Here is a 26,139-nt window from a genome sequence, read left to right as displayed (position 1 = left end):
ATACCGTCATCGCTCCACCTCTTCGCGGTTCACGAAGCCGGGAGGGGCGAGCGAGGATTCCGGTTCAATAAAAGTCGTCCCGGGTTCGGAAACAGCGCGCTGAGGGCAGCCACAGGCTTGGCGCGCTTCGTTATCCAGCCGCAATCCATGACGAATTGAACGCACGGTTGTCCGGCGACGACACGATGACGCTCGCCACCGGTCCTGCACACCGTCACGCAAACCCCTAAGATGCAGCGATCCGCCCACCGCTTCCGCTGCAGCGCATGAACCTTCCGCCTGCGCCGGACGCCCCTCCGGAGCCCCGACCATGCGCATCACCGCGATCCACGAACGCGCGATTCCCGTATCCCGCTATGCCGATCCGGCGATTCCGTCCGGCGGCCTGACGACGAGCGTTGTCGCGGTCGTGACCGACGTCGTGCGCGACGGCCGCCCGGTGACGGGCTACGGCTACGCGTCGATCGGCCGCTTCGCGCAGGGCGGCCTGATCCGCGAACGGTTCGCGCCGCGCCTGCTGGCTGCCGCCGACTCACTCGCCGACGAAGCCGGCACGAACCTCGACCCGTTCCGCGCATGGCGCGCGATGATGGCCGGCGAGAAGCCGGGCGGGCACGGCGAACGCTGCGTCGCGGTCGGCACGCTGGACATGGCGATCTGGGACGCCGCCGCGAAGATCGCAGACCTGCCGCTGCATCGCTTCCTCGCCGATCGTCTCGGACGCACGCCGCAGTCGCGCGTGCGCGTCTACGCGGGTGGCGGCTACCGCTATCCACATGACGATCTCGCGCGCCTGTCGGACGAGATGCGCCGGATCGTCGATCTCGGCTACACGCACGCGAAGATCAAGATCGGCGGCGCGGATTTCGAGCAGGACCGGCGCCGCATCGACGCCGCGGCCGCACAGCTCGCCAGCCCTTCGCATCTCGCAGTCGACGCGATGAACACGTACGACGCGACGACGGCCTACGAGGCGGCGAACATGCTTGCGCCGTTCGATCTCTGGTGGTTCGAGGACATCTGCGATCCGCTCGACCTGCCGCTCCAGGCAGACGTCGCCACGCGATACGCATCGCCGATCGCGGCAGGCGAAGCGCTGTTCTCGCTCGCGGAAGCGAAGCTGCTCGACCGTTACGGCGGCCTGCGTGCCGACCGCGACGTGCTGGTGTTCGATCCCGTGCACAGCTACGGGCTGTCGGGCTATCTGCAGATCGTCGATCACTTCGTGTCGCGCGGCTGGCGGCGCGACGCGTTCTGGCCGCACGCCGGTCATCTGTTCTCGCTGCACGTCGTCGCGGCGCTCGGGCTCGGCGGGGCGGAAGTCAGCCCGTTCGCATTCCATCCGTTCAGCGGACTGGCCGATGGCGAAAACGTTGACGCGGGATACGCACGCGTGCCGCAGGCGCCGGGTATCGGGTTCGAGCTGCATGCCCATGCGTACGACGTATTTCACGCGGTATCGGAATCGGTGCCGGTGTTCCACGGTGTCTAGGCGTCAGGCCGTACAGGCGCCCAGGCAACGTCGCGCGGTGGCGGCGGCGCCGCGCTACACGCCGCCGAGCGCGTGCACGCCGACGAGCAGCAGCGCGCCGATCGCGATCAGCACCAGCGCATGAACGCGCGTGTACATCACGCACAGCGTCGACGCCGCCGCGATCGCGCGAGCGGCCCAGCCGCCGTCGAGCGCCTGCACCAGCACCCACGCCGACGCGACGATCATGCCGGCCGCGACCGGGCGCAGGCCGGTTTCGAGCGCGATTTGCCAGCGCGCGCCCCGGTGTCGCCGCCATAGATGCGCGACGCCGTAGATCAGGAGCGCGGTCGGGCCGAACAGCGCGAGCGTCGCGATCACCGCACCCCAGAAACCGGCCACCTGCCAGCCGATCAGCGTCGCCAGCAGCGAGCCGGGGCCCGGCGCCATCCGTGCGATCGCGAAGTCGTTCAAGAATTGCGTGGCGCTCATCCAGTGATGCACGTCGACGACTTGCCGCTGGATATCCGCGATGACCGCCTGCCCGCCGCCGATCGTCGCGATCGACAGCGGCGCGAACACGCCGAACAGCGCTGTGTAACGCGCGGACGCGTTCATCGTGCATCGCTCCCGGCCGGCGCGGCGGCTGCACGGCGGTATTCGAGCGCGACGCTCAGCGTGCCGCCGATCAGCACGGTCCACACGAGCGGCCAGTGCAGCACCGTCACCGACACGAACGTGAGCGTCGCCACTGCGAACGGCAGCACGCGGCGCGGCAGTCGGCGCACGGCGGTGATCGCCATCGAGATCGACAGCCCGATCGCTGCGGCCGCCGCGCCGGCGAGCGCGACATGCGTGAGCGGAAAGCGCGTGAGCGTCGAGAACGCGACGCCGAACAGCACGATCAGCACGGCCGGCGGCGCGATGATGCCGGTGAAGCCGGCCACCGCGCCGCGCCATCCGGCGAGCCGGTAGCCGATCCAGATCGCGAGATTCTTCACGTTGACGCCCGGTAACGCCTGCGACAGCGAGAGACCGTTGAGGAACGCTTCTTCATCGAGCCAGCGTCGCTCGTGGACGAAATCGCGCATCATCCGCCCGCTGAGCCCGCCGCCGAAGCTGGTCAGGCCGATCTCCGCGAACGCGATGAACAGCGCGAGGACGTCCGGCGGCGGTGCGTCGCCTGCGGGCGGTGTCGTGGGAGTCGTGGCGGGGGATGAGGGCATCGGGGGGCACGTGGCGATCGGGCGATCGCCCATGTTAGCAAGCGGTGCCTGTCAGCACGCTGACATGGGCGCGACGACGCACCATCCCCTCCCCACAACCGATTCGACGCAGCCGGGCCACCGTGCACTACGCGCGCACCACCGTCACACCCGCGGCCTCGATCGGCTTCGTCAGCGCGGCGTCGGTTTCCTTTTCGACGACGATCGTCTGCGCCAGCGTGAGGTCGCCGATCACGAATTGCGATGCCGCACGCAGTTTCGACTGCGACGCGAGCACGACCGTCTCGGCCGCGCGTTCGGCCAGCGCGCGCTTGATCGCCGCTTCCTCGAAATCGCCGGTACTCAGGCCGGCGACCGGATGCACGCCCGTGACGCCCATGAAATACAGATCCGCATGAATGCGCGCGATGCCTTCCATCGCGGCCGCGCCGACCGCGACGATCGAATGCTTGTAGAGCCGCCCGCCGATCAGGATCACGTCGATCGACGGATGCGCGGCCAGCGCGACCGCCACGCTCGGGCTGTGCGTGACGATCGTCGCGCGCAGGTCGGCCGGCAACTGGCTGACGAGGAGCGCCGAGGTCGTGCCGCCATCGACGATCGCCACCTGCCCGGACGCGATCATCTGCGCGGCCCGCCGTGCGATGCGCCGCTTCTCCGTGGTTTCGAGCGCCTCGCGCTGCGCGAACGGCGCGACGGCCGGCGACGCCGGCAGCGCGCCGCCATGCACGCGCTGCAACAGCCCCTCGGCCGCGAGTTCCCGCAGGTCGCGGCGCACCGTGTCTTCGGACACGCCGAATTGCACGCTCAGCTCGGCGGCCAGCACCTGGCCGTCGCGCGCGAGCGCGTCGAGGATCGCCTTCTTGCGTTGCGTCGTCAGCATCGTGTTTGCACGAAAATTCTTGAAATTGCACGAATATGCACGTTACCATGGGCGCCGTCCTTTGTCGAACCGGAGGCTGCAATGGCTGCAACGCGGGAGCGGGTGCGCATCGTCGATACGACGGTGCTGTCCGACGACTGGTATGTGCTGCGCAAGGTGACGTTCGATTTCCTGCGCCGCGACGGCACGTGGCAGCGCCTGAGCCGCGAGACCTACGACCGCGGCAACGGCGCGACGATCCTGCTGCGTCATGCCGAAACGGGCGACGTGCTGCTGACGCGCCAGTTCCGGATGCCGGCGTTCGTGAGCGGACACGACGGCATGCTGCTCGAAGCGGCCGCCGGCCTGCTCGACGACGAAACGCCCGAGGCGCGCATCCGCGCGGAGGCCGAGGAGGAGACCGGCTATCGCGTGCGCGGCGTGCGCAAGGTGTTCGAGGCGTTCATGAGCCCGGGTTCCGTGACGGAGAAGCTGCATTTCTTCGTCGGCGAATACGATGCGTCGCTGCGCACCGGCGCGGGCGGCGGCGTCGCGGAAGAGGGCGAGGATCTGGAGGTCGTCGAGATGCCGCTGCGGGCGGCGCTGGACGCGGTCGAGCGCGGCGAGATCGTCGACGCGAAGACGATTATGCTGCTGCAGTACGTCGCGCTGCGGGAAACCGCCGGCGCACGCGCCGCATGACGCCGCGGCTCGTGCTGATCGCCGGCCCGTATCGCAGCGGCACGGACGGCGACCCCGCGCGCATCGCCGCGAACCTGCACCGGCTGGAAGCGGCGGCGCTCGCCGTGTATCGCCGCGGGCACGTGCCGATGATCGGCGAATGGGTGTCGCTGCCGCTCGCGGCCGCGGCCGGGTCGACGCAACTGGGCGACGCGATCGGCGAAACGTTCCTGTATCCGGCCGCGCACCGGCTGCTGCGACGCTGCGATGCGGTACTGCGCATCGATGGCGCGTCGCGCGGGGCGGATGCGGACGTCGCGCTCGCGCGGCAACTCGGCAAGCCGGTCTATTTCGCGGTCGACGAGATCCCGGTTGCACACGACGAATCGGCTCGCTGAGCAAGCGTGGGCGCCGCGTCGCGGTATCGCCGGTGCGGCGTTTGCGGACGGCGGGCCATTGCATTGCCGGTCGCCGCACGTGCGCAGCGCTACACAGTTGCGTCGCCGATGCGGCGCGACGCCCGAACCGGCGTATGAGCGTATGATCGCCACGCCACTCGCGCAACGTTCGACGCCACCGCTTTCCCATCATGCCGCTTTCCGGTCCCGCAGATCTCGCCGACTCCGCCGCCGCGCCGCTTCCCGCCGAGCTCGTCGCGTCCGCCGTCGCCGCACTCGCGCGCGCCGACGCATTGCTCGTCACGGCTGGCGCGGGCATCGGCGTCGATTCCGGGCTGCCCGATTTTCGCGGCACGGACGGTTTCTGGCGCGCGTATCCGGCGCTGCGCCACGAGCGTTTCGAATTCCACGAGATCGCGTCGCCGCACGCGTTTCGTGCGCGTGCGGCGCTCGCGTGGGGCTTCTACGGGCACCGTCTCGCGCTCTACCGCGCGACGGCGCCGCATGCGGGCTTCGCGATCCTGCGCCGCTGGATCGACGCGATGCCGAACGGCGGCTTCGTGCTGACGAGCAACGTCGACGGCCAGTTCCAGAAGGCCGGCTTCGATCCGGCGCGCATCGTCGAGATCCACGGCTCGATTCATGCGATGCAGTGCCTGCGCCCGTGCACGGACGCCACGTGGGACGCGGCGCCGTTCGTGCCGGAGGTCGACGAAGCGACGTGCCGCCTCGTGGGCGACATGCCGCGCTGCCCGCACTGCGGCGGTCTCGCGCGGCCCAACATCCTGATGTTCGGCGACACCGGCTGGCTCGGTGCGCGCTACGACGCGCAGGAACGCGCGCTCGAAGAGTGGATTGCGCAGGCCGGGCGCGTCGCTGTGGTGGAGATCGGCGCGGGCACCGCGATTCCGACCGTGCGCTTGCTGAGCGAACGGCTCGGCGCCGACATGATCCGCATCAACGCGCGCGACGCGCATGCGCGCCGGGCGGACGTGATCGGGCTGAAGGGCGGTGCGCTGGCGACGCTGAACGCGCTCGACCGCGCGTGGCGCGGCGGCTGAGCCGCGCGCCGCGTACCCTGGGCGGATCGGCCGAAGCGCGCGATTACGGCCGCGCGACGAGCGCCTGCACGAGCGCTGGCGCGATCGGCGAACCGAGGCCCGTCACGTAGTCGTAGCCGCCCGCCGCGCTGCAGACGCTGCCGCAATTGCCGTTGGACCCGGTCGTCACGTCGTGGAAGTCGCTGCCGTACGCGGTTTTGCCGACCGCATAGAGCGTGTCGTAGGCGCCGCTCAACGATGTCTTGCCGGCCGCCGTGCGCAGCGAATTCGCGATCGCGACGAGCGCCGCCCATTGCGGCGCGCCCGCGCTCGTGCCGCCGACCTGGAACCAGCCGGCCTGCCCCTGATAGGTGACCGAGTCGTATACCGCGAAGCCGCTGGACGGATTCGCGTCGTAACTGACATCCGGCACGCCGCGCTTGCCGGCCACCGGAATCGGCCACGCGGTCTGGCCGGCCGGCTCGGCCTCGACGCTGCTCACACCGCCGCCGCTGCCGCTCCACGCCGTCTCGCCGATGTAATTGCCGGCCGTATCGGACGACAGCGTCGTGCCGCCGACGGACACCACGTAAGGCGACGCGGCCGGGTATTCGGTGCCGGTGCCGCTGTCGCCGGACGACGCGACGAACGTCACGCCCGGTACGTTGAAGTGGCTGTCGAAGCCGGTCTCGCTGCTGAATTCGTTGCCGCCGAAACTCATCGACACGACCGACGCACCGCGCTTGACCGCGACGTCGACCGCGGCCATCAGGTCGCTGAAGCTGGCCGATGCCGCCTCGACGAGCACGATCTTCGCCTTCGGCGCGATCGCATGCACCCATTCGACGTCGAGCGAGATCTCGAGCGACCAGCCTGCATTGGGCTTGGGCCGCGCACCGTGGGCATACACCTTGGTGAAACAGCCGTTCGACGACGTGCACGCCGGCAGCGAGAACGCAGTGCTGAACACGCCGAGATCGGCTTCGATCTTCGGGTCGTCGTACGCGTCGACGATCGCGACGACCATCCCGTCGCCCTGGTTCGCGATCGCGTCGAATCCGTAGGCATGTCGCGCGAGCGCCGGCGTGAGGCCTGCGATCGTGGCCGTGCTCGCGCGCGGCTTCGTGTGGAACGGCGGGCGCGCGAATCCTTTCGGCGCGCGGTTGCCTTCGACGTAGGACGGCGGCCCGTTGCCGTCGGCGAGCGCGACGCCCGACGCGAGCAGCGATGCGCACAGCGCCGGGATCAACATGGATGACAGGCGGATATTGTTCATTTTTCGAGTCTCCATGTCGATGGAGTAGGGTGGCGAAACAATTCTACGAAATCGACGACGGTAACTACATCGAATATCGACTGGATACGGGAATGTCTGATAAGGGAAAGTACGTGGAACCTCGACGGGAAAAGCGTTGTGCAGAGTTAACCTGCGCGCACGATCGAACTGATTTATCGGTTTTTAAAAAGCTGATAAATAATCGGCCGATTAAAAATCGGTTTGTAATGTCGGATGTAATTGTCGGGTAAATATCCACGGCGGCAGCGCGCAGGGGAAATCGCGAAACGCGTCATGCGATCGCGGCACGATCCGCTGCCTGCCTGCACGGCCCGCCGGCATTGCCGGCGCGGCGCGATTCCGCATACAGTTCAGCGTAGCCGCGTGCGCCGCGCGGCGTCATCGGTGAGGGGTGCCCTTGTTCTATTCGATCGTCGCGATCTTCGTCGGCGCCGGCCTCGGCGCGTTGCTGCGCTGGTTCCTGAGTCTCGCGCTCAACGCGGTCTTTCCCGCGGTGCCGCTCGGCACGCTCGCGTCGAACCTGCTCGGCGGCTACGTGATCGGCGTGGCCGCCGTCGTATTCACCGTTCGCGTCGGGTTGCCGCCCGAATGGCGGCTATTCGTGATCACGGGCTTTCTCGGCGGCCTCACGACGTTCTCGACCTATTCGGTCGAAGTGATGACGCACGCGCTCGACGGCGAATTCGGATGGGCGTTGGCGGTGGCTGTCCTACACTTGACTGGATCGTTCGCGCTGACGGCGCTCGGCATGTGGACCGCGCGCGCGTGGCTCGCGGCGGCCTGAGCGGGCCGCCATCGGAGGGAGCGATGGACAGGGTCTTTTTGCGCTTCTACGTGCACGAGCAGCACCGGCTGCACTGGAAGCCGCTGTGGGAATGGCTGCTGGAAGAGGCGAACCGGATGGGCGTCGCGGGCGGTTCCGCGTTTCGCGCGATGGCAGGTTTCGGCCAGCATCGCGTGCTGCACGAGGATCGCTTCTTCGAACTGCAGGGTTCGCTCGCGATCGAGGTCGAATTCGTCGTCACCGAGGACGAGGCGCAGCGGCTGCTCGAGCGGCTGTCGCACGAGAAAGTGCGCGTGTGCTACGCGATGATGCCCGCGCAGTTCGGCGTGATCGACACGCTCGGCGCACCGCCGGCGCAGGGGCCGGCAGCGTAGGTGTCGCGCCGGATCAGATGCCGAACATCGTCAGCGACACGGCGGCGCGCGTGACGATCATCAGCAGCACCTGCACGATCACGAACAGCAGGATCGGCGACAGGTCGATGCCGCCCAGGTTCGGGATCACGCGGCGCAGCGGGTTCAGGAACGGCGCGGTGAGCTGGTAGAGGATCGGCATTGCCGGCGAGCGCGGGTTGAGCCACGACAGCAGCGCCATCAGGATCGTCATCCAGATCACGAGGTTGAGCGCCCACTTCACGACGGTGAGCAGCGCGACCACGACGAGCGTCGCGATCACGGCGGCCGGATCGAAGCCGGCCATCACGACCATCAGCACGACATAGACGAGCGCGGTGAGCAGTGCGGCGACGACGCTGGCCCAGTCGATGCCGCGTACGCCCGCGATCACGCGGCGCAGCGGCAGCACGAGCCAGTTGGTCGCCTGCAGCACGGCTTGCGTGACGGGGTTGTACGGCGGCACGCGGACGGCCTGCATCCAGACGCGCAGAATCAGCGCGGCGCCGAATAGCGTGAAGACGGTATTGAGCAGAAAACGGGCGATCTCGCCGAACATCGTTGGCATCCTTTTTATACAGTCAGTAGCGTGCGGCCGCCAACGCCGGTTGGCGGCGCATCGGCCGACACCTTATCACGCCTCGTCGCGCGACGGGGAGGGGGGCGCGGCGGGGTGGGCGGCCATCCGCGCCAGCGAGGTTTCGACGGCTTCGGCCAGCGCCGGCAGCGATGCCGGCGGCGGCGCGCGCTTCGCCGCGAGCGCGACCGCGCGGCGCGTCAGCAGCGCATACAGCGCCGCGTGATCGCCGCCGCGCGCTTCGAGCAGCGCGAGCTGGCGCTCGACGATGGCCGTGTCGCCGCGCGATACCGGCCCGGCCAGCGCATTCGCGAGCCCCTTGTCGCGCGCGGTCTCGATCGTGCCGGCGAGCATCGGCAACAGCGCGCGCAGCGCGGCGTCCTCGTCGAAACCGAGGCCGCGCCACAGCTCGACCGCTTCCGACAGCCCGCACAGCGCGAAGCTCGCCGCGTAGTGGGCGGCCGCGTGATACAGCATCCGGCCGCCGGCCGGAATCGACAGCGGATGACAGCCGAGTGCGGCGGCAAGTCGCAGCAGCGTCGCGTGCAGCGCACCGTCCGCTTCGATCGTGACCGAGCAGCCGTCGATGCGTGCGAGGTCGGCGTCGGTGCCGCCGAACAGATAGAGCGGATGGAAGCCGCCGGTGGTCGCGCCTTGCTGCTTCGCCGGATCGAGCAGCGCGACCGGCGATGCGCCGCTGCAATGGACGACCGCCTGGCCGGCCGCGCGCGATGCGTCGAAGCGCAGCGCCGCGGCGCTCGACGCGAGATGATCGTCGGGCGTGGTCAGGAAGATCAGCTCGGCGGCGTCGACCACCTGCTGCGGGGTATCGACCGCGCGGCAACCGGCGATGCGCGCGGCGAGGCCGGCGGCCGACGCGGGCGTGCGGCTCGCGATCGCGACGACGGGGAAGCCGGCCTGCGCGAAACGCTGCGCGACACACCGCGCGAGGCGGCCGGCGCCGATGAAGCCGAGGCGGGGTGTGTCGGGAAGCGGCATGGCGGCGGATGTCAGCAAAAACGAAGCAACCGCCAGTATCGCAGGAATGACGGCCATTTCGCGGAAGGCCGGTTGCAGGGTGGTCGCGCGTATGAATTACCGGTACGCGGGGCGGTCGATGTGTGTCTGGTGTCTGGTAGCGTGGCCGAATCAGGATCGGGGAATCCGACCCCGAAACGCTGCGCCGCCGCATCCCGCTTGAAATGTCGGCATGTTGTCTCGAATTTGTAATCGTTCATTACGTACGCGTGCCCGCTGCGCCCGCCGGATCCGGTAAGACTGACCGGTCGGCGTGCCGCGACCCGATCCCTCGGACGGAATCGCGCGACCGGCAAGGAACGCGGCCCATGTCGGGCGCCGCGCCGGACGGCCGCTGCGGCCGCGTGCAATTGCAATTTGCAACAAATGGACGATACGCGCGGGGCGGGTTTTCGCTACATTGCTTCCATGCGACGTGCATGCCCGCCGTTGCCGACAGGAGCGCCTAAAATACCGCTCCAGCAGGAGAATCGAAGTGAAAAAGCTCATTCCGTTCATCGCCGCCGCCGCGCTGGGCCTGGGTGCCGCGAGCGCCGCGCAGGCTCACGTGTCGATCGGGGTCGGCATCGGCATCCCGGTCGCACCCGCTTACCCCGTCTACGCACCGCCGCCGCCCGTGTACTACGCGCCGCCGCCGCCCGTGTACTACGCGCCGGCGCCGGCCTACTACGCGCCGCCGCCCGCGGTGGTCGTCGGCGGCTACGGTGGTGGCTACTACGGTCGCCCGTACTGGCGGCATGGTTACGGCGGCTGGGGCCATCACGGCTACTGGCGTCGCTGATTCGTCCCGCGCGGCCTGACCGCGCGCGGCAAAACGGCGCAACGTCCCGCGAGGGGCGCTGCGCCGTTTTTCATTGGGGCTCGCATGTGGCGCGGTGGCCGGCGCGGCAGCGCGACCGCGATTACGCCGCGTGTACGATCAGGTCGCGGTAGCCGCCGACGATCACGCTGTACGAGAAGTACGCGAACAGCAGCGCCGATGCGACGTGGCACGCACGCATCAGCCCGGCGCCCGCGCGCTTGCGGCCCTGGCTCGCGAGCGTGCACATGAACAGCGTCCACGCGAGGCCGCCGAGGAAAAAGCCCGACAGGAACACCGACGCGGTGGCCGGCGTGGTCGCACCGGCTTTCGCGATCAGCGCGCCGCCGACCGCCGCGAACCACAGGATCGCGCTGGGCGACGACATCGCGAGCAGCATCCCGCGCAGAAAGCTGCGTCGTGCGCTCGCTCGCGGCGGAGGTGCATCGTCCGCGTCGTCGTCGGCCGACTTCGCGGGCGTCAACGCTTCGCGCGCCATCTTCCACGTGAGGAACAGCAGCACCGCGCCGCCGCCGATCCACACGATCCAGCGCACCGGTTCGAACTGCAGCAGCACGGCCATCCCCGCGAGCGCGAGCGCCGCGTAGACGAGATCGCCGACGCACGACCCGACGCCGAGCCAGAAGCCCGGCCGGAAGCCGTGCGACAGCGTGAGCGACAGCATCGCGACGTTCACGAGGCCGATGTCGAGACACAACGACAGCGACAGAAAGAATCCGTCGGACAGCATGGAGGCGGGCGGAAAGCTCATCTTCTGGGTGCGTGCGGCAAGTGCGATGCGCGGGCCGGCGCGCGCCGGCCGCGTGGCGTCAGAGGCCGATCTCCTGCCATAGCCGGTCGACGCGCGCCTTCACGGCCGCGTCCATCTCGATCGGGCGACCCCATTCGCGGCTCGTTTCGCCCGGCCACTTGTTGGTCGCGTCGAGCCCCATCTTCGAGCCGAGTCCGGCCACCGGCGACGCGAAGTCGAGATAGTCGATCGGCGTGCTGTCGACCATCACCGTGTCGCGCACGGGGTCGACGCGCGTCGTGATCGCCCAGATCACTTCCTTCCAGTCGCGGATGTTCACGTCCTCGTCGACGACCACGATGAACTTCGTATACATGAACTGCCGCAGGAAGCTCCACACGCCGAACATCACGCGCTTCGCATGGCCCGCGTAGCTCTTCTTCATCTGGACGATGGCCATCCGGTAGCTGCAGCCTTCGGGCGGCAGGTAGAAGTCGGTGATTTCCGTGAACTGCTTCTGCAGCAGCGGCACGAACACCTCGTTCAGCGCGACGCCGAGCACCGCGGGCTCGTCGGGCGGCTTGCCCGTGTAGGTCGAATGGTAGATCGCGTCGCGGCGCATCGTGATGCGCTCGACGGTGAACACCGGAAACCACTCCTGCTCGTTGTAATAGCCGGTATGGTCGCCGTACGGCCCTTCGAGCGCGTGCTCGTATGCGGCCGCCGCATGGCCGGCCGGGCGCGGCGGCGCGCCGGCCGGAGCGGGGCCGGGTGCGCCTTCCTGCGGATGAATGAAGCCTTCGAGCACGATCTCCGCGCGCGCGGGCACCTGCAGCGTGTCGACGCCGGGCGTCAGGCACTTCGCGAGCTCCGTGCGGCTGCCGCGCAGCAGGCCGGCGAACTGATATTCGGACAGCGAATCGGGCACCGGCGTCACCGCGCCGAGCGTCGTGGCCGGATCGGCGCCGAGCACGACCGCGACCGGATACGGCTTGCCCGGGTTCTGCAGCGCGAATTCGCGGAAGTCGAGCGCGCCGCCGCGATGCGCGAGCCAGCGCATGATCAGCTTGTTGCGGCCGATCAACTGCTGACGGTAGATGCCGAGGTTCTGGCGGGACTTGTTCGGCCCGCGCGTGACCGTCAGGCCCCACGTGACGAGCGGCCCCGCATCGCCGGGCCAGCAGGTCTGGATCGGCAGCTTGTTCAGATCGACGTCGGCGCCTTCCCAGACGATCTCCTGGCACGGCGGCGACGACACCGACTTCGGCGCCATGTCCCACACCGCCTTCGCGAGCGACAGCAGCTTGCCGGCGTCCTTCAGGCTCTTCGGCGGATCGGGTTCCTTCAGCGCGGACAGCAGGCGCCCGAGGTCGCGCAGCGAGCCGAGCGCGGCATCGTCGCCCGCATCGACGCCCATCCCGAGCGCGACGCGGCGCGGCGTGCCGAACAGGTTGCCGAGCACCGGGAACGCATGGCCGGGCGGCGCGTTGAACAGCAGCGCGGGTCCGCCGGCGCGCAGCACGCGGTCGCACAGCTCGGTCATTTCGAGCACGGGCGACACGGGCTGCGTGACGCGCCGCAGCTCGCCGAGCGCCTCGAGGCGCTGAATGAAATCGCGTAAGTCTTTGTATTTCATGAAGAAGGTCCGAGCCACCCGCAGGGACGGGCAGCGATGGGCGGGGCAGCGGCTGGCTACGACCCCGAATCGACCGACGATTTTACCCCGGGCAGCCGCGCGACCGCCCCGGCGGAGAAAAAGTCGACCGCGCGCAAACCCCCTACGGCACGGGGATTGCGTTCTGAAGAGGGGTTTTAAATTACTTTTTGTTATAGATTTTAGTTTTTATAGTGTTGACGATCTATAAAACCCTGCTAGAATCCGCTCACATTGGCTGCAGGGTAAAAGGCTTCGAGCCGCCAATCACCGATCTTTGACGCAGCGCGTCACCGTCCGCCGAATCCTGCACGGCGTCTTCGACGGCTTATGTCGTAGTCCCAGCCAGCGCCACCAGACGCTGGTTTTTTGCGTGGGTGCCACCGCGTATGCCCGCCTCGCCCAGTGTGCGAAGGCGCCGGCCTTCTTACACCGTGGCCTCGAACGGTACTTATACCGTTTCCCCGATGCTTGCGCGTCCCAACCAAGGCGTGCGGCGTCGTGATTCCGCGGCGCGTTTTCTGTCTCGCCATCGAGCTGAGCGAGCCGCACGAGTCATGTTCATGGGAGATGATCTGAATGAACGCTTGGTTATCGTGGCGTCCCACTGAGCAGCATGCGCAAATCGTGCGCAACTTGCTGCGTCGCGGGACGCGTGTCAGTCACCATCTATTCAGCGTTGTCGGCTGTTTCGCTGTCGCGGTTGCGCTTGCACTGTGGCTGCTGCCAACCGTCCGCGGCACGCTCGCCGCGAAGCTGATGCCGGTCGTGTCCGCGGCCGTGCAGGCCGGTCCGGCCCGTCTGCTGTCCGGCCATCCGCTGCCGAACTTCGCGCCCGCTGGCGCGCAGCCGCAGCAGGAAGACACGCCCGAAACGGATGCGCTTGCGGTCGGCCTCGATGTCGCGCCGGAAACCGCCGCTCAGGGCGCTCAAGGCGCCCAGAGCGATGCGTCCGACCCGGCCCGCAACGGCCCGTCGCCGGTCGCACTGGCCAAGCTGATTCCGATTCAGCGCGTGGCGGCCGATGCCCGCGACGATCGCGCGCTCGCGTCGAACCGCGAACAGGCGCTCGTCGCGACCTATCTGTCGCGCCGTTACCGCGTCGCGCAGGAGCCGCTCGGCCAGCTCGTCAAGGCCGCGTTCCAGACCGGTCGCGACGTCGGCCTCGATCCGCTGCTGCTGCTGTCCGTGATGGCGATCGAATCGGGCTTCAACCCGTACGCCGAGAGCGGCGTCGGCGCGAAGGGGCTGATGCAGGTGATGTCGAAGGTTCACTCCGACAAGTTCGAGTATTTCGGCGGCACCGACACCGCGCTGCAACCGCTCGCGAACCTGCAGGTCGGCGCCCTGGTGCTGAAGGACTGCATCGCGCGCGGCGGCTCGCTCGCGAGCGGCCTGCGCCTGTACAACGGCTCGACGAACCCCGACGACAACGGCTACGGCTCGAAGGTGATGGCCGAACGCGGCCGCCTGCGCGACGTCGCGCGTGGCCGCAGCGTGCCGATCAACGCGCCGCAGGCGCCCGCGCAACCCGCGAAGCCGATCGTCACCGCAGCCGTGACGGCCGCGGCAGGCGGCGCGAAGCGCGTGCATGCGACGCTCGACGGCACGACGTCGGTCAAGGCGGCGCCGAAGGAAGCGGCGTCGCAGGACGATGCGAGCGTCGATACCGCGAAGCAGTCGCACGGCGATCGTTCGGAGCTCGGCGCGTAACGCGTCACGCGCTCCGTGCGGCTCCGGCCGGCAGGACATGAAAAAGGCACCCGATTCGGGTGCCTTTTTCTATTGGCGGTGCCTGAAGCGGCCGGTGCGCCGGCCGTGGCGTCAGTCAGATCAGTGCTGGCCGAACAGCGTCGCGAGCCGGTCGACGGCCTCTTCGAGCCGCGAGTAGGCGGTCGCATAGGACAGGCGGATATAGTCGCGCGGCGCATGGACACCGAAGTCCATGCCCGGCACCAGCACCACGCCCGCGTCGTGCAGCATCGCCTGCGTGAGCGCGGCGCTGTCGCCGGCCGCCGGGTGGGCGACGCCGCCGCAATGCGCATACACGTAGAACGCACCGTCCGGCATCACCGGCACCGTGAAGCCGAGCCGCTCGAGCGCCGGTGCGATGAAATCGCGGCGGCGCTTGAATTCGTGCCGGCGTGTTTCGTAGATGTCGAGTGTCGTGGGTTCGAAACAAGCAAGTGCCGCATGTTGCGCGAGCGCGGACGGGCAGATGAACAGGTTCTGCGACAGCTTCTCGAACGTGCCGACGAGCGCGGGCGGTACGACGAGCCAGCCGAGCCGCCAGCCCGTCATGCTGAAATACTTCGAGAAGCTGTTCACGGTGATCACGTCGTCGCCGAACGACAGCGCCGACACGGGCGCGGCGTCATAGCTGAGCCCCTGGTAGATTTCGTCGACGATCGTGAAGCCGCCGCGTGCGCGCACGGCTTCGACGATCCGCTTCAGTTCGTCCGGTTCGAGCGACGTGCCGGTCGGGTTCGACGGCGACGCGAGCAGCACGCCGCGCGTGCGGTCGTTCCAGTGCGTGCGGACGTCGTTTTCGGTGAGCTGGAAGCGCGCGTCCGGGCCGCTCGGCACGAGCACCGGGCGACCTTCGGCCGCCGCGACGAAGTGCCGGTTGCACGGGTACGACGGGTCGGGCATCAGCACTTCGTCGTCGCGGCCGACCAGCGCGAGGCACGCGAGCAGCAGCGCGGCCGATGCGCCGGCCGTGACGACGATCCGCTCGGGGGCGATCGCGAGGCCGTACGCGCGCGCGTAGTGCGCGGCGATCGCCTCGCGCAGCGGCGCGATGCCGAGCGCGCTCGTGTACTGCGTAACGCCACGGCGCAGCGCGGCCGCGGCGGCCTCGACGACCGGCTCCGGCGCGGTGAAATCCGGCTCGCCGATGCCCATGTGGATAACATCGCGCCCCAAGGACTCGAGCCGCTGTGCCTCCTTCATCAGTTCCATCACGTAGAAGGGCTGGATCGCGTCGACGCGTGCGGCGAGCGTGACGAGCGAATCGGCGGTGGTATTCATCGGCGGGCAGGGCGGAGGGGAAAAGAATGAAAAACGGGCGCTTGCGCGCCCGTGGACAAGCAAACGGTATCAGCCGTTGCGACGCGCCTGCGTTTCGGCGGGGCGCAGCTTCGCGGCCAGCTTGTCGAGCACGCCGTTCACGTACTTGTAGCCGTCGGAGCCGCCGAACGTCTTCGCGAGTTCGACGGCTTCGTTGATGATCACGCGGTACGGCGTTTCGACATGGTGCGTGAGTTCGAACGTCGCGATCAGCAGCACCGCGCGTTCGACCGGCGACAGCTGATCGATCGGACGGTCCAGCGACGGCGTCAGCGCTTCGACGAGCGTCGCATGCTCGCGGATCACGCCGTGCAGGATCGCTTCGAGCAGTTCCTTGTCAGCCTTGTCGTAACCGAGCGCGCCGCGCAGTTGCGCGTCGATCTCGCCGGAGGGCGCGTTCGACAGCAGCCACTGATACAGGCCCTGCGTCGCCAGCTCGCGCGATTGTCGGCGGGCGCTCTTCTTCATGCGCGCTCCTCTTCGTCGTCTTCGTCTTCTTCTTCGTCCTCGTCGTCGCCGAGCTGGTCGAGCGCCATCGTCAGGTTCGCCATCTCGACGGCGACGCGCGCGGCGTCGCGACCCTTTTCGGTCATGCGCGCGACGGCCTGCTCGTCGTTTTCGGTCGTCAGGACCGCGTTCGCGATCGGCAGGTTGAAGTCGAGGCCGATGCGGGTGATGCCCGCGCCGCTCTCGTTCGACACGAGTTCGAAATGGTAGGTCTCGCCGCGGATCACCGCGCCGAGCGCGATCAATGCGTCGAACTGGCCGCTTTCGGCGAGCTTCTGCAGCGCGAGCGGGATTTCCAGCGCGCCGGGCACCGACACGAGCAGCACGTCTTCACCGGTGACGCCGAGGCGTTCCAGTTCCTCGACGCACGCGTCGGCGAGGCCGTTGCACACGGGTTCGTTGAAGCGCGATTGCACGATGCCGATACGCAGGCCGTCGCCTTCGAGATTCGGTTGGTATTGTCCGATTTCCATGATCTGGTCCGTGGTGTGGATGAACGGTTATAGGGCGAAAGCGCCGTGGCGGGTTACGCGTGGGACGCCGGGCAGGACGTGGCTTCGCCGCCGGGCATCGGAATGAAGCCCGTGACTTCGAGGCCGTAGCCGGACATGCTGCCCAGCTTGCGCGGATTCGACAGCACCTGCATCTTGCCGACGCCGACATCGCGCAGGATCTGCGCGCCGATGCCGAACGTCTTGAAATCGACCGGCCGGCGCTTGAGCGCAGCGGCCTTTTCTTCCTCGTCGAACGCCTTGAAGACGTCGATCAGGTGTTCCTTCGTATCGCCGCAGTTGAGCAGCACGATCACGCCGAGGTCGCGTGCCGCGATCTCGCGCATCGCCGCGTCGAGCGTCCACGAGTGGGTCGATACGCCCGTCTCGAGCAGGTCGAGCACCGACAGCGGCTCGTGCACGCGCGCCGGCGTATCGACGTCGGGCGACGGCGTGCCGCGCACCAGCGCGATGTGCGGCGAGCCGCTCGGCTGGTCGCGGTACAGCACCGCGCGGAACGTGCCGTGCGCCGTCTGCATCGTGCGCTCGGCGATCCGCTCGATGATCGATTCGGTGCGGCTGCGATACTGGATCAGATCGGCGATCGTGCCGATCTTCAGGTCGTGTTCCTTCGCGAACTCGAGCAGGTCCGGCAGGCGCGCCATCGTGCCGTCGTCCTTGATGACCTCGCAGATGACCGCGGCCGGCGTCAGCCCGGCGAGCGCGGTGAAGTCGCAGCCGGCCTCGGTATGGCCGGCGCGCACGAGCACGCCGCCCGGCTGCGCCATGATCGGGAACACGTGGCCCGGCTGCACGATGTGTTCGGGGCGCACGTCGTGCGCGACCGCCGTGGCGATCGTGTGCGCACGGTCGGCGGCCGAGATGCCGGTCGTCACGCCTTCGGCCGCTTCGATGCTGACCGTGAACGCGGTGCCGTACTGCGTGCCGTTGCGATAGGTCATCAGCGGCAGGTGAAGCTGCTTGCAGCGTTCCTGCGTCAACGTCAGACAAATCAGTCCGCGGCCGTACTTGGCCATGAAGTTGATCGCTTCCGGCGTGACGAATTCGGCGGCGATCACGAGGTCGCCCTCGTTTTCGCGGTCTTCTTCGTCGACCAGGATCACCATCCGGCCGGCTTTCAGCTCGGCGATGATGTCGAGCGTGGAGGCGAGCGTCATAAGGGGGCGAGAAAGAGGAAAGTGCGTATTTTACGCCAGCCGGACGGCGTTTCGGCCGGCGCGGGCCGCGCGGGGCCGGCGAGCACTCCGGAAAGCGCCGCGGACGGCCTGCGCGCGGGTGCGGACGGTTGCGGGCCGGGCATGGCCCGGCCGCACGTCACGCGTGCTCGTTGCGCCCGCCGAGGTAGTCGAGCTTGCCGAGTTCGACGCCGCTGTGGCGCAGGATGTCGTACGCGGTCGTCACGTGGAAGAAGAAATTGGGCAGCACGAAGTTCAGCAAATACGACTGGCCGGTGAACTCGATCGGGCCGACGCGCATCTTCAGCACGATCTGGCGCGCCTCGCTGCCGTCGATCTGCGCGGCGTCGAAGCTCTTCAGGTAGTCGATCGTCTTCTGGATGCGCGCATGCAGTTCGTCGAAGGTCTGCTCGACATCCGGGTAGCTCGGGATCTCGGCGCCGGCGAGCCGCGCGGCGCAGCCCTTGGCCGTGTCGGTCGCGATGTAGACCTGGCGGACGAGCGGGAGCATGTCCGGGTAGAGGCGTGCGCCGATGAATACCGACGGATCGATCTGCTTTTCGGCCGCATGGGCCTGCGCCTTGCCGAGGATGTGCTGCAGGTTGGTGAGGCCGCGGATCAGGACGGGCAGCGAAGCCTGGTACATCGAGATGGACATGGGGACGACTCCAATGGGAAGAGTGGCGGCCGCGACGCGGCGCGTCGTACGTGGCGGCATGGAAACCGCTGTCGACGCATCTTAGCGCGGCGGCATGACCCGTGCGCGTCGTTGGCTGTTCGGCCAGGTGTCGGCCGGCCGGACGGGCATCGAGCGAACGCGATCACGATGCTGTCGCTTCGGACGGCCGACGGGGTGGCCCGGCACGAAGCAGGGCGGGAGCAACGCTCGGCGGAGCGACGGGGCTGCGGCGACGCCTAGGCAACGAGGCCGAACCGTCAGCCGTCATTTCATATATGGGACGGCGTTGCCCGATCAGTCCTGATGCACGCCCTGCGACGCCGACAGCATCCGCTCCACATACCGCGCGATCATGTCGACTTCAAGATTGACCTTGTCGCCAACCTTCACGTGACGCAGCGTCGTGACCTCGACCGTATGCGGAATGAGATTGATCGAGAATTCGCACCCGTCCGCGCGGTCGTCGACCGTATTGACGGTCAGGCTCACGCCGTTCACCGTGATCGAGCCCTTGTACGCGAGATAGCGGTCGAGTTCGCGTGGCGCGACGATCCGCAGTTCATGCGACTCGCCGACCGGCGCGAAGCGCGTGACGGTACCGAGGCCGTCCACATGGCCCGACATGATATGCCCGCCGAGGCGATCGTGCGCGCGCAGCGCCTTCTCGAGGTTCACTTCGCCGGGTTGCGCGAGGCCGACCGTCCGGTTCAGGCTTTCGCGCGACACGTCGACGTCGAAGGTGGCGTCGGTCTTTTCGATCACCGTCATGCACGCGCCCTGGATCGCGATGCTGTCGCCGAGCGCGACATCGGCCAGGTCGAGCCCGCCGGCCTGCACGGTCAGGCGCACGCCGGCATCGGCCGACGTGCCGAGCGGGGCGATCGTTTCGATGCGGCCGACGGCCGCGACAATTCCGGTAAACATCGTGACGATTCCGTTCAGTGAGAGGCGTCGGGCGGCGCGACGCGCGCGAGGATCCGCAGGTCGTCGCCGATCCGCTCGATACCGTGGAACGACAGCCGCGTGCGCGCATCGAGGCTGGCCGGCGCGGCGAGATCGAACATGCCGGCCGCGTCGGCGCCCAGCAGGCTCGGCGCCAGATATACCAGCAATTCGTCGACGCAGTGCTCGCGCAGCAGCGAACCGTTCAGCTTGTGGCCGGCCTCGACGTGCAACTCGTTGACGCCGCGCGCGCCGAGCGCCGCCAGCATCGCGGGCAGGTCGACCTTGCCGTGCGCATTCGCGAGCGGCACGATTTCCGCGCCGCGCGACTTCAGCACGTTCGCGCGGACTTCGCCGGCGGCGTCGAGCCGGCCGCAGAAGATCAGCAGCGGCGCGCCTTCCAGCAGCCGCGCGTCGAGCGGCAGGTCGAGGCGGCTGTCCACGAGGATGCGTTGCGGCTGGCGCGGCGTGTCGATGCCGCGCACGGTCAGCAGCGGATTGTCCTCGCGCACTGTGCCGATGCCGGTGAGGATCGCGCACGCGCGTGCGCGCCATGCGTGGCCGTCGAGGCGCGCGGCCTCGCCGGTGATCCACTGGCTTTCGCCGGACGGCAGCGCGGTGCGGCCGTCGAGCGACGCGGCGGTCTTCATCCGCACCCACGGCCGGCCGCGCGTCATCCGCGACACGAAGCCGATGTTCAGTTCGCCCGCTTCATGCGCGAGCAGCCCGCAGCGCACGTCGATGCCCGCGTCGCGCAGCATCCCGAGGCCGCGGCCCGACACCTGCGGATTCGGGTCTTCCATCGCCGCGACCACCTTCGCGACGCGCGCGTCGATCAGCGCGTTCGCGCACGGCGGCGTGCGGCCGAAATGGCTGCACGGTTCGAGCGTCACGTAGACGGTCGAGCCCGCGACGTCGTAGCCGCGCGAACGCGCATCCTTCAGCGCCTGCACTTCCGCGTGGTCCTGGCCGGCCGGCTGCGTGAAGCCTTCGCCGATCACGTCGCCGTCCTTGACGATCACGCAGCCGACGCGCGGATTCGGTGCGGTCGTGTACATGCCGCGCGCGGCGAGCGCAAGCGCGCGCTGCATGTGGGCGAAATCGGTATCCGAGAACATGCGCGCGCCCCCGGGTCAGGCGGCGAGTGCCGCGAACGCGCGGCGTGCGGCCGCGAGCGTCGCGTCGATCACCGCGTCGTCGTGCGTGCTCGACACGAAGCCGGCTTCGTACGCGGACGGCGCGAAGTACACGCCCTCGTCGAGCATCAGGTGGAAGAAGCGGTTGAAGCGCTCGGTGTCGCTCTTCGTGACTTCCGCGAAGCTGGTCGGCACGCGCTCGGCGAAGTACAGGCCGAACATCGCGCCGATCGAGTCGGCCGCGAACGGCACGCCGGCCGCGCGCGCTTCGGCCGCGAGGCCGTCGGCGAGCCGCTTCGTCTGCGCGGTGAGCGCGTCGTAGAAGCCGGGCGCCTGGATCAGTTGCAGCGTCTTCAGGCCCGCGGCGACCGCGATCGGGTTGCCCGACAGCGTGCCGGCCTGGTAGACGCCGCCGAGCGGCGCGAGGTGGGCCATGATGTCGCGGCGGCCCCCGAACGCGGCAGCCGGCATCCCGCCGCCGATCACCTTGCCGAGGCAGGTGAGGTCGGCCGCGATGCCGTAGTGCGCCTGCGCGCCGCCGAGCGCGACGCGGAACCCGCACATCACCTCGTCGAAGATCAGCACGGCGCCGTGCTTCGTGCACAGCGCGCGCAGCGCGTTCAGGAATTCGGGCGTGCCGCGTACGAGGTTCATGTTGCCGGCGACCGGCTCGACGATCGCCGCGGCGATTTCGTCGCCGAACGCGCCGAATGCTTCTTCCAGCGCGGCGACGTTGTTGTATTCGAGGACGGTCGTGTGCTTCGCGATGTCGGCGGGCACGCCGGCCGACGTCGGGTTGCCGAACGTCAGCAGGCCCGAGCCGGCTTTGACCAGCAGGCTGTCCGCGTGGCCGTGGTAGCAGCCCTCGAACTTCACGATGCGGCTGCGGCCCGTGAAGCCGCGCGCGAGACGCAGCGCGCTCATCGTGGCCTCGGTGCCGCTCGACACCATCCGCACCTGTTCGATCGACGGCACGAGCTTGCAGATTTCCTCGGCGATCTCGATCTCGGCTTCGGTCGGCGCGCCGAACGAGAAGCCGTCGGCGAGCACGTTTTGCACGGCCGACAGCACTTCGGGATGGACGTGGCCGACGATCATCGGGCCCCACGAGCCGATGTAGTCGATGTACTGCTTGCCGTCGGCATCCCAGAAATACGGGCCTTGCGCGCGCGCGACGAAACGCGGCGTGCCGCCGACCGAACGGAACGCGCGCACCGGCGAGTTGACGCCGCCGGGAATGGTCTTCTGGGCGCGTTCGAAGAGGATCTGATTGTTGGACATGAGCGAAACCTGCGAGAGAAGGGCGCGGGGGCCTGTGCACGGGCCGCGGCGCCTGGGCGGAACGATCGTCTGATTGTACCGGAGACGCGCGCGGCAGGCCCGCCGGGCGGTCTGCGGCCTTTCGGCGCGCGAAGGGGGGCGTCTAAGCGGGAAGGCGGCCCCGATTCGAGCCGGTTTCCGCCTATCGCGGCGGCTTGCGCTTGCCGGTCAGTTCGGCCCAGCGCTTTTCGAGCGGACCTTCGACCATCGGCTTGATCGACGTGCCGGAACTCTGCGCGTCCCACGTCTGTACCGAGTACGGATGCACGCGCAGCGCATCACGCGGAATCACGACGTCCTGATGCGCGTCGACGAGCCAGTCGTACACGAAGTCGATGCACAGCCGGTAGCCGCGCTTGGTCGACGGATCGGGCACCTCGTACGGCGCGCGCGTCACGTAGCCGGAGCCGAACACACCTTTCGGTTCCTTCGCGACGCGGTGCAGGAATACGCGGTCGCCCGGCAGGATGCCGCGCGCGAAGCCGCAGCCCCACACGTCATGCACGGCCTCGCCGGCCTTCACGCGCGCGGCGACGTCGGGCAGTTCGGGCCATGGCCATTTCTTGGGGCTCCAGATCAGCAGGAAAGCGGTCATCGGTTCGGTCGTACGTCGAATGGGTCAGACAAGAGAGGCAAGCAGCAAGCTTAATCGAATCCACCCGCGCGCTCGTTCGGCGGGCGACGAGCGCGGGCGTGTTCCTGGCCGCCGCCGCATGCAGCCCCGGGGCAGGCAAAAAAGTTGCGCGTACAATCATGGGCCTGAGCGCGCCGCTTGCGGCGCGGCCTCCCGTCTTCACCGCCACGCGCGCCCCGATGCGCGCGGGCTCCCATTCCGGATACCCATGTCTCACGTCGTCCGGCGCCGGCCCGATGCCCGGCTGATCCTGTTGCTCGGTGCGCTCGCGGCCTGCGGGCCGATCGCCACCGACATGTACCTGCCAAGCCTGCCGTCGATTGCCGCCGGCTTCTCCGTGAGCCCCGGCGCCGCGCAACGCACGCTGACGAGCTTCATGGCCGGCTTCTCGATCGGCATGCTGCTGTACGGCCCGCTGTCCGACACGTGGGGCCGCCGCCCCGTGCTGCTCGGCGGAATCGCGCTGTTCACGCTCGCGAGCATCGGCTGCTTCGTGTCGGGCTCGATCGACATGCTGATCGTCGTGCGCTTCCTGCAGGCGCTCGGCGCCGGCGCCGCGTCGGTGCTCGCGCGGGCGATCGCGCGCGACGCGCACGAGCCGAGCGACGCGGCGAAGGTGCTGTCGATGGTCGCGATCGTCACCGCGGTCGGGCCGCTGCTCGCGCCGCTGATCGGCGGCCAGATCCTGCGTTTCTCCGGCTGGCGCGGCGTGTTCGTCGTGCTGGCCGTGTTCGGCGCGCTATGCGCGACGACCGCGTACCTGCGCGTGCCTGAAACCTGGCCGAAGGAGCGGCGCAAGAGCGCGGCCGTGCTCGCGTCGTTCGCCTCGTACGGGCGCATCCTGTCCGACCCCGTCGCATGGGGGCACATGCTGTGCGGCGGGATGGCGTTCGCGTCGATGTTCTCGTACATCACCGCGACGCCGTTCGTGTACATCGAGTATTTCCACGTGTCGCCGCAGCACTACGGGCTGCTGTTCGGGCTGAACGTCGTCGGGATCATGATCGGCAACTTCGCGAACACGCGGCTCGTCGGCCGCATCGGTTCGCTGCGCATCATCGCGGCCGCGTCGCTCGTGAGCTGCATCGCGTCGCTCGCGGTCGCGTTCGTCGCGCTGACGGGGTTGGGCGGGCTGTGGTCGATCGTCGTGTGCCTGTTCTTCGTCGTCGGCGTGGTCGGGATCCTGTCCGCGAACTGCACGACCGACCTGATGCACCGCTATCCGCACAACGCGGGCGCGTCGGCGGCCGTGTTCGGCGCGATGCAGCTCGCGCTTGGCGCACTCGCGAGCGTCGCGATCGGCGCACTCGCGGACGGCACGCCGTTCGCGATGGGCGTGACGATCGGCGTCACCGGCGTGCTGTGCTTCGTCGGGCGCTATCTGGTGCTGCGCTGGCATGGACGGCCTGTGCGGGCCGGGGCTTGAGCAGCGCGGCGAAACTGGCGGAGGAGGGCGGTCGACGGGTTTGAACTTCCCCTCTGCATCACTTTGAACGGCCTGACGAGCGATTGTCGAGTCGATAGCTGCGCTTCGGGTTGATCACGAATCGCCTGACTTCGGTCTCGAGTTCCTGGCTGTGATACAGATCCAGGCATTTCAAAAAATCAAACCTCACGCCCTTGATTTCGGACTCGACGACCGGATTGCGATAGTCGCGTGCAAGAAAACGATTGACCAGCGATTTGCCCGTGTCGGGGTTCCGTTCCAGATCGAAGTCGGTCCAATCCATTAGTGCACTGGCGCTGCTTCCCGCGTCCATCGCAGCGGACGGTTCATTCCGATAAGCGGTCGCGACGCATTCGGCGAGCACCATGTCCTTGTAGTTCTGCGCGTAGGTTCGGGCGCCGGCTTGTGGCGACGACGACGTATCCGTGGCGTGGCTGGGTTGTGCCGCGAACATCAGGGCCCAGAACATCACACACCGGAGCAGTGGATTTTGTCTGATGGCAGACTCCAGAGGTATGCACAGATCCAACACATCGCCTAAAAGATGAACCGGTCTATGTGGCTAGGAGCAATCAGCGCGGTAGGCTTTCCAAGCGCTGATTGCTCCACTCTCCATCCAAAATAGCCTGATAGAGCATGCCTAGAGTCAGTGGTACTTTGTCATATTTTTCTCGGCGTTTTCTGGAGAAAGCCATCCGCGCCACTTCAATCAAGCTAAAGCCCTCTCCTGAGAAGTAGCGATTGAACTCAAAATCTCCAACTTGCACTGGAAATTTATCGAAGAAGCGCTCCATAAACTCGACCGCATCGTCGCCAGTGATATCCAAATCACCCTCGACGGCATGATCTTTTGTGAGAATTTTTTTGGGGCTGACACCGGCCTCCTTTCTCACGAAATCCTCAAACTCGTCCCACGTAAACTGGCTCATCAGAACACCTTGTCCTCAGGCTTAACAAGCGCGTTATAGCGCGACACGGAACGAATGCTGATCATCGTGACATCCTTGGCAGCAATGACCCACCCAACGACAGGAACTGCGCGCCCAACGAAAACCCCAATGTTTCTTACCAGAATGAACTTCAAGCGCTTGACGCTGGCATTGGTCAACGTTGGGAGGATTTTCTTCTTCAAATCGTAGTCCAGATACTTGCGACTCAATATCGACGCAACAGAAGTCCCCGGCGTGGTACCAAAGGGCTTTGCTCGTGTTGGCATCCAATTTTGACCGGCCACAATGGCAACCACTGCTGCTACATCGTCAACACCAAGTTCCTTGCATGTCTCATCGATAAAGATAAGGAAAAACAGTTCCATTGGCGTGAGATCTCGATGTGTACCAAAGGCATAGGTATTGTTCATTATAGTATTCCTCTCTCAGGCTATCGACGAGGCTGAAACCTCGAAGAGAACGATCCCGTGCCTATTGTCCAGGGTGCTGCCTCCCAGCGAAGGCGGGAATTTGATCACTTCTGCTTTGTCACATCGCTGGATATTGGTGGCCACGTTGCCACCAATCGTCAAGGCAACTTTCTCCGCGGAATTTATCGGCGCGTAAATGCGCATTGCTGCTGCCCATGCGGCTGAAAAACGTGGTCTAGGCATATCCCTCTCCGCAAACTGGATGAACGTGATGCTGTCGATGCCAATCGGGGTTCTGTGAGAAACGTGTCATTTCTCGCGTCGGACCGGGATGGCTGCATCACGCGGAGTGAAGGAAGTTACCGAGCCTGGGCAACTGCAGACAATT

General features: G+C 67.6%; 29 protein-coding genes. 9 read left to right on the top strand and 20 right to left on the bottom strand.

The genetic code is table 11. The annotated features are described in order from the left end of the window. Window positions 1-310: 310 nt before the first annotated feature. Window positions 311-1,492 carry an enolase C-terminal domain-like protein gene (locus tag J8I35_RS18810; protein ID WP_209926516.1) on the top strand — a complete coding sequence of 394 codons (1,182 nt, stop codon included), beginning with the start codon at window positions 311-313 and terminating at the stop codon, window positions 1,490-1,492. A 54-nt stretch (window positions 1,493-1,546) separates the two neighbouring features. Here the strand turns inward: J8I35_RS18810 and J8I35_RS18805 are convergent, their stop codons facing one another. The 3 genes from J8I35_RS18805 to J8I35_RS18795 all read right to left on the bottom strand — a co-directional run bounded on the left by J8I35_RS18805 (window position 1,547) and on the right by J8I35_RS18795 (window position 3,580). Further along, on the bottom strand, window positions 1,547-2,089 hold the full coding sequence (locus tag J8I35_RS18805; protein WP_124556083.1) for a chromate transporter: 543 nt from the start codon (window positions 2,087-2,089) through the stop codon (window positions 1,547-1,549). Then, window positions 2,086-2,697 (bottom strand): chromate transporter, encoded by a 612-nt coding sequence (locus J8I35_RS18800; RefSeq protein WP_209926515.1) that lies wholly within the window; start codon window positions 2,695-2,697, stop codon window positions 2,086-2,088. Before J8I35_RS18800 ends, J8I35_RS18805 begins: the two co-directional genes overlap by 4 nt. A gap of 127 nt (window positions 2,698-2,824) precedes the next feature. Further along, window positions 2,825-3,580, bottom strand: a complete 756-nt coding sequence (locus J8I35_RS18795; RefSeq protein ID WP_209926514.1) for a DeoR/GlpR family DNA-binding transcription regulator — start codon at window positions 3,578-3,580, stop codon at window positions 2,825-2,827. 81 nt (window positions 3,581-3,661) lie between these two features. Here J8I35_RS18795 and J8I35_RS18790 point away from each other — a divergent pair, with 81 nt between their 5' ends. From J8I35_RS18790 to J8I35_RS18780, 3 genes are all read left to right on the top strand, one after another. Further along, complete coding sequence (locus J8I35_RS18790; RefSeq protein WP_089488230.1) at window positions 3,662-4,261, top strand: NUDIX domain-containing protein; 600 nt, start codon at window positions 3,662-3,664, stop codon at window positions 4,259-4,261. Further along, window positions 4,258-4,638, top strand: a complete 381-nt coding sequence (locus tag J8I35_RS18785) for a DUF4406 domain-containing protein (protein WP_209926513.1) — start codon at window positions 4,258-4,260, stop codon at window positions 4,636-4,638. Before J8I35_RS18790 ends, J8I35_RS18785 begins: the two co-directional genes overlap by 4 nt. Window positions 4,639-4,829: 191 nt before the next feature. Beyond that, on the top strand, window positions 4,830-5,699 hold the full coding sequence (locus J8I35_RS18780; RefSeq protein WP_124651155.1) for a Sir2 family NAD-dependent protein deacetylase: 870 nt from the start codon (window positions 4,830-4,832) through the stop codon (window positions 5,697-5,699). Between the two features lie 43 nt (window positions 5,700-5,742). On the opposite strand, the gene J8I35_RS18775 is transcribed toward J8I35_RS18780, so the two are convergent. After that, window positions 5,743-6,954, bottom strand: a complete 1,212-nt coding sequence (locus J8I35_RS18775) for a S53 family peptidase (RefSeq protein ID WP_209926512.1) — start codon at window positions 6,952-6,954, stop codon at window positions 5,743-5,745. A gap of 418 nt (window positions 6,955-7,372) precedes the next feature. Here J8I35_RS18775 and crcB point away from each other — a divergent pair, with 418 nt between their 5' ends. Both crcB and J8I35_RS18765 read left to right on the top strand, forming a co-directional pair. Beyond that, window positions 7,373-7,759: a fluoride efflux transporter CrcB gene (gene crcB, locus J8I35_RS18770; RefSeq protein WP_209926511.1), complete on the top strand. Its 387-nt coding sequence runs from the start codon at window positions 7,373-7,375 to the stop codon at window positions 7,757-7,759. A gap of 23 nt (window positions 7,760-7,782) precedes the next feature. Continuing rightward, a complete protein-coding gene (locus tag J8I35_RS18765) occupies window positions 7,783-8,133 on the top strand; it encodes a DUF190 domain-containing protein (protein ID WP_050011622.1) in 351 nt (116 codons plus the stop codon). 13 nt (window positions 8,134-8,146) lie between these two features. Here J8I35_RS18765 and J8I35_RS18760 read toward each other — a convergent pair whose 3' ends face one another. Beyond that, window positions 8,147-8,710 (bottom strand): YggT family protein, encoded by a 564-nt coding sequence (locus J8I35_RS18760; RefSeq protein WP_006488584.1) that lies wholly within the window; start codon window positions 8,708-8,710, stop codon window positions 8,147-8,149. A 75-nt stretch (window positions 8,711-8,785) separates the two neighbouring features. Next, window positions 8,786-9,727: a DUF2520 domain-containing protein gene (locus tag J8I35_RS18755; protein WP_209926509.1), complete on the bottom strand. Its 942-nt coding sequence runs from the start codon at window positions 9,725-9,727 to the stop codon at window positions 8,786-8,788. 514 nt (window positions 9,728-10,241) lie between these two features. Here J8I35_RS18755 and J8I35_RS18750 point away from each other — a divergent pair. Further along, window positions 10,242-10,547, top strand: a complete 306-nt coding sequence (locus J8I35_RS18750; protein WP_124680278.1) for a hypothetical protein — start codon at window positions 10,242-10,244, stop codon at window positions 10,545-10,547. Window positions 10,548-10,668: 121 nt separating this feature from the next. Here the strand turns inward: J8I35_RS18750 and J8I35_RS18745 are convergent, their stop codons facing one another. Continuing rightward, window positions 10,669-11,337, bottom strand: a complete 669-nt coding sequence (locus tag J8I35_RS18745) for a LysE family transporter (RefSeq protein WP_050011619.1) — start codon at window positions 11,335-11,337, stop codon at window positions 10,669-10,671. A gap of 58 nt (window positions 11,338-11,395) precedes the next feature. Continuing rightward, window positions 11,396-12,952 (bottom strand): UbiD family decarboxylase, encoded by a 1,557-nt coding sequence (locus J8I35_RS18740; protein ID WP_050011618.1) that lies wholly within the window; start codon window positions 12,950-12,952, stop codon window positions 11,396-11,398. Between the two features lie 597 nt (window positions 12,953-13,549). On the opposite strand from J8I35_RS18740, the gene J8I35_RS18735 reads away from it, so the two are divergent. After that, window positions 13,550-14,683, top strand: a complete 1,134-nt coding sequence (locus J8I35_RS18735) for a lytic transglycosylase domain-containing protein (protein WP_089488237.1) — start codon at window positions 13,550-13,552, stop codon at window positions 14,681-14,683. Between the two features lie 120 nt (window positions 14,684-14,803). Here the strand turns inward: J8I35_RS18735 and J8I35_RS18730 are convergent, their stop codons facing one another. The 9 genes from J8I35_RS18730 to J8I35_RS18690 all read right to left on the bottom strand — a co-directional run bounded on the left by J8I35_RS18730 (window position 14,804) and on the right by J8I35_RS18690 (window position 22,905). Further along, window positions 14,804-16,000, bottom strand: coding sequence for a pyridoxal phosphate-dependent aminotransferase (locus J8I35_RS18730; RefSeq protein WP_209926507.1), 1,197 nt, complete (start codon window positions 15,998-16,000; stop codon window positions 14,804-14,806). 69 nt (window positions 16,001-16,069) lie between these two features. Next, a complete protein-coding gene (nusB, locus tag J8I35_RS18725; protein ID WP_050011615.1) occupies window positions 16,070-16,507 on the bottom strand; it encodes a transcription antitermination factor NusB in 438 nt (145 codons plus the stop codon). After that, window positions 16,504-17,019, bottom strand: a complete 516-nt coding sequence (ribH, locus tag J8I35_RS18720; RefSeq protein ID WP_006476661.1) for a 6,7-dimethyl-8-ribityllumazine synthase — start codon at window positions 17,017-17,019, stop codon at window positions 16,504-16,506. The genes nusB and ribH overlap by 4 nt, the downstream gene beginning before the upstream one ends. A 53-nt stretch (window positions 17,020-17,072) precedes the next feature. Continuing rightward, window positions 17,073-18,215, bottom strand: a complete 1,143-nt coding sequence (gene ribBA / locus J8I35_RS18715) for a bifunctional 3,4-dihydroxy-2-butanone-4-phosphate synthase/GTP cyclohydrolase II (RefSeq protein ID WP_050011614.1) — start codon at window positions 18,213-18,215, stop codon at window positions 17,073-17,075. Between the two features lie 157 nt (window positions 18,216-18,372). Beyond that, window positions 18,373-18,891 (bottom strand): DUF1993 domain-containing protein, encoded by a 519-nt coding sequence (locus J8I35_RS18710; protein ID WP_050011613.1) that lies wholly within the window; start codon window positions 18,889-18,891, stop codon window positions 18,373-18,375. Between the two features lie 315 nt (window positions 18,892-19,206). After that, on the bottom strand, window positions 19,207-19,836 hold the full coding sequence (locus J8I35_RS18705; RefSeq protein ID WP_209926506.1) for a riboflavin synthase: 630 nt from the start codon (window positions 19,834-19,836) through the stop codon (window positions 19,207-19,209). Window positions 19,837-19,850: 14 nt separating this feature from the next. Further along, a complete protein-coding gene (ribD, locus tag J8I35_RS18700) occupies window positions 19,851-20,972 on the bottom strand; it encodes a bifunctional diaminohydroxyphosphoribosylaminopyrimidine deaminase/5-amino-6-(5-phosphoribosylamino)uracil reductase RibD (protein WP_209926504.1) in 1,122 nt (373 codons plus the stop codon). Window positions 20,973-20,987: 15 nt separating this feature from the next. After that, the gene (gene hemL, locus J8I35_RS18695) at window positions 20,988-22,271 is read right to left on the bottom strand and encodes a glutamate-1-semialdehyde 2,1-aminomutase (protein ID WP_209926503.1); all 1,284 of its coding nucleotides are present in this window, start codon (window positions 22,269-22,271) and stop codon (window positions 20,988-20,990) included. Between the two features lie 181 nt (window positions 22,272-22,452). Next, entirely contained in the window at window positions 22,453-22,905 is a 453-nt protein-coding gene (locus J8I35_RS18690) for a hypothetical protein (RefSeq protein WP_012328082.1), read from the bottom strand. Between the two features lie 247 nt (window positions 22,906-23,152). Here J8I35_RS18690 and J8I35_RS18685 point away from each other — a divergent pair, with 247 nt between their 5' ends. After that, on the top strand, window positions 23,153-24,370 hold the full coding sequence (locus J8I35_RS18685; RefSeq protein ID WP_209926496.1) for a Bcr/CflA family multidrug efflux MFS transporter: 1,218 nt from the start codon (window positions 23,153-23,155) through the stop codon (window positions 24,368-24,370). Window positions 24,371-24,428: 58 nt separating this feature from the next. On the opposite strand, the gene J8I35_RS18680 is transcribed toward J8I35_RS18685, so the two are convergent. The 3 genes from J8I35_RS18680 to J8I35_RS18670 form a co-directional block, all read right to left on the bottom strand. Beyond that, window positions 24,429-24,860 (bottom strand): type VI secretion system amidase immunity protein Tai4, encoded by a 432-nt coding sequence (locus J8I35_RS18680; protein ID WP_089488240.1) that lies wholly within the window; start codon window positions 24,858-24,860, stop codon window positions 24,429-24,431. A gap of 103 nt (window positions 24,861-24,963) precedes the next feature. Continuing rightward, window positions 24,964-25,320 (bottom strand): DUF1493 family protein, encoded by a 357-nt coding sequence (locus J8I35_RS18675; protein ID WP_124556067.1) that lies wholly within the window; start codon window positions 25,318-25,320, stop codon window positions 24,964-24,966. Further along, window positions 25,320-25,751: an STM2901 family protein gene (locus tag J8I35_RS18670; RefSeq protein WP_060313020.1), complete on the bottom strand. Its 432-nt coding sequence runs from the start codon at window positions 25,749-25,751 to the stop codon at window positions 25,320-25,322. Before J8I35_RS18670 ends, J8I35_RS18675 begins: the two co-directional genes overlap by 1 nt. Window positions 25,752-26,139: the final 388 nt, after the last annotated feature.

It is taken from the genome of Burkholderia sp. CpTa8-5 (assembly GCF_017815045.1).
GTDB lineage: Bacteria > Pseudomonadota > Gammaproteobacteria > Burkholderiales > Burkholderiaceae > Burkholderia > Burkholderia sola.
This window is presented reverse-complemented; position numbering and strand designations above follow the sequence as displayed.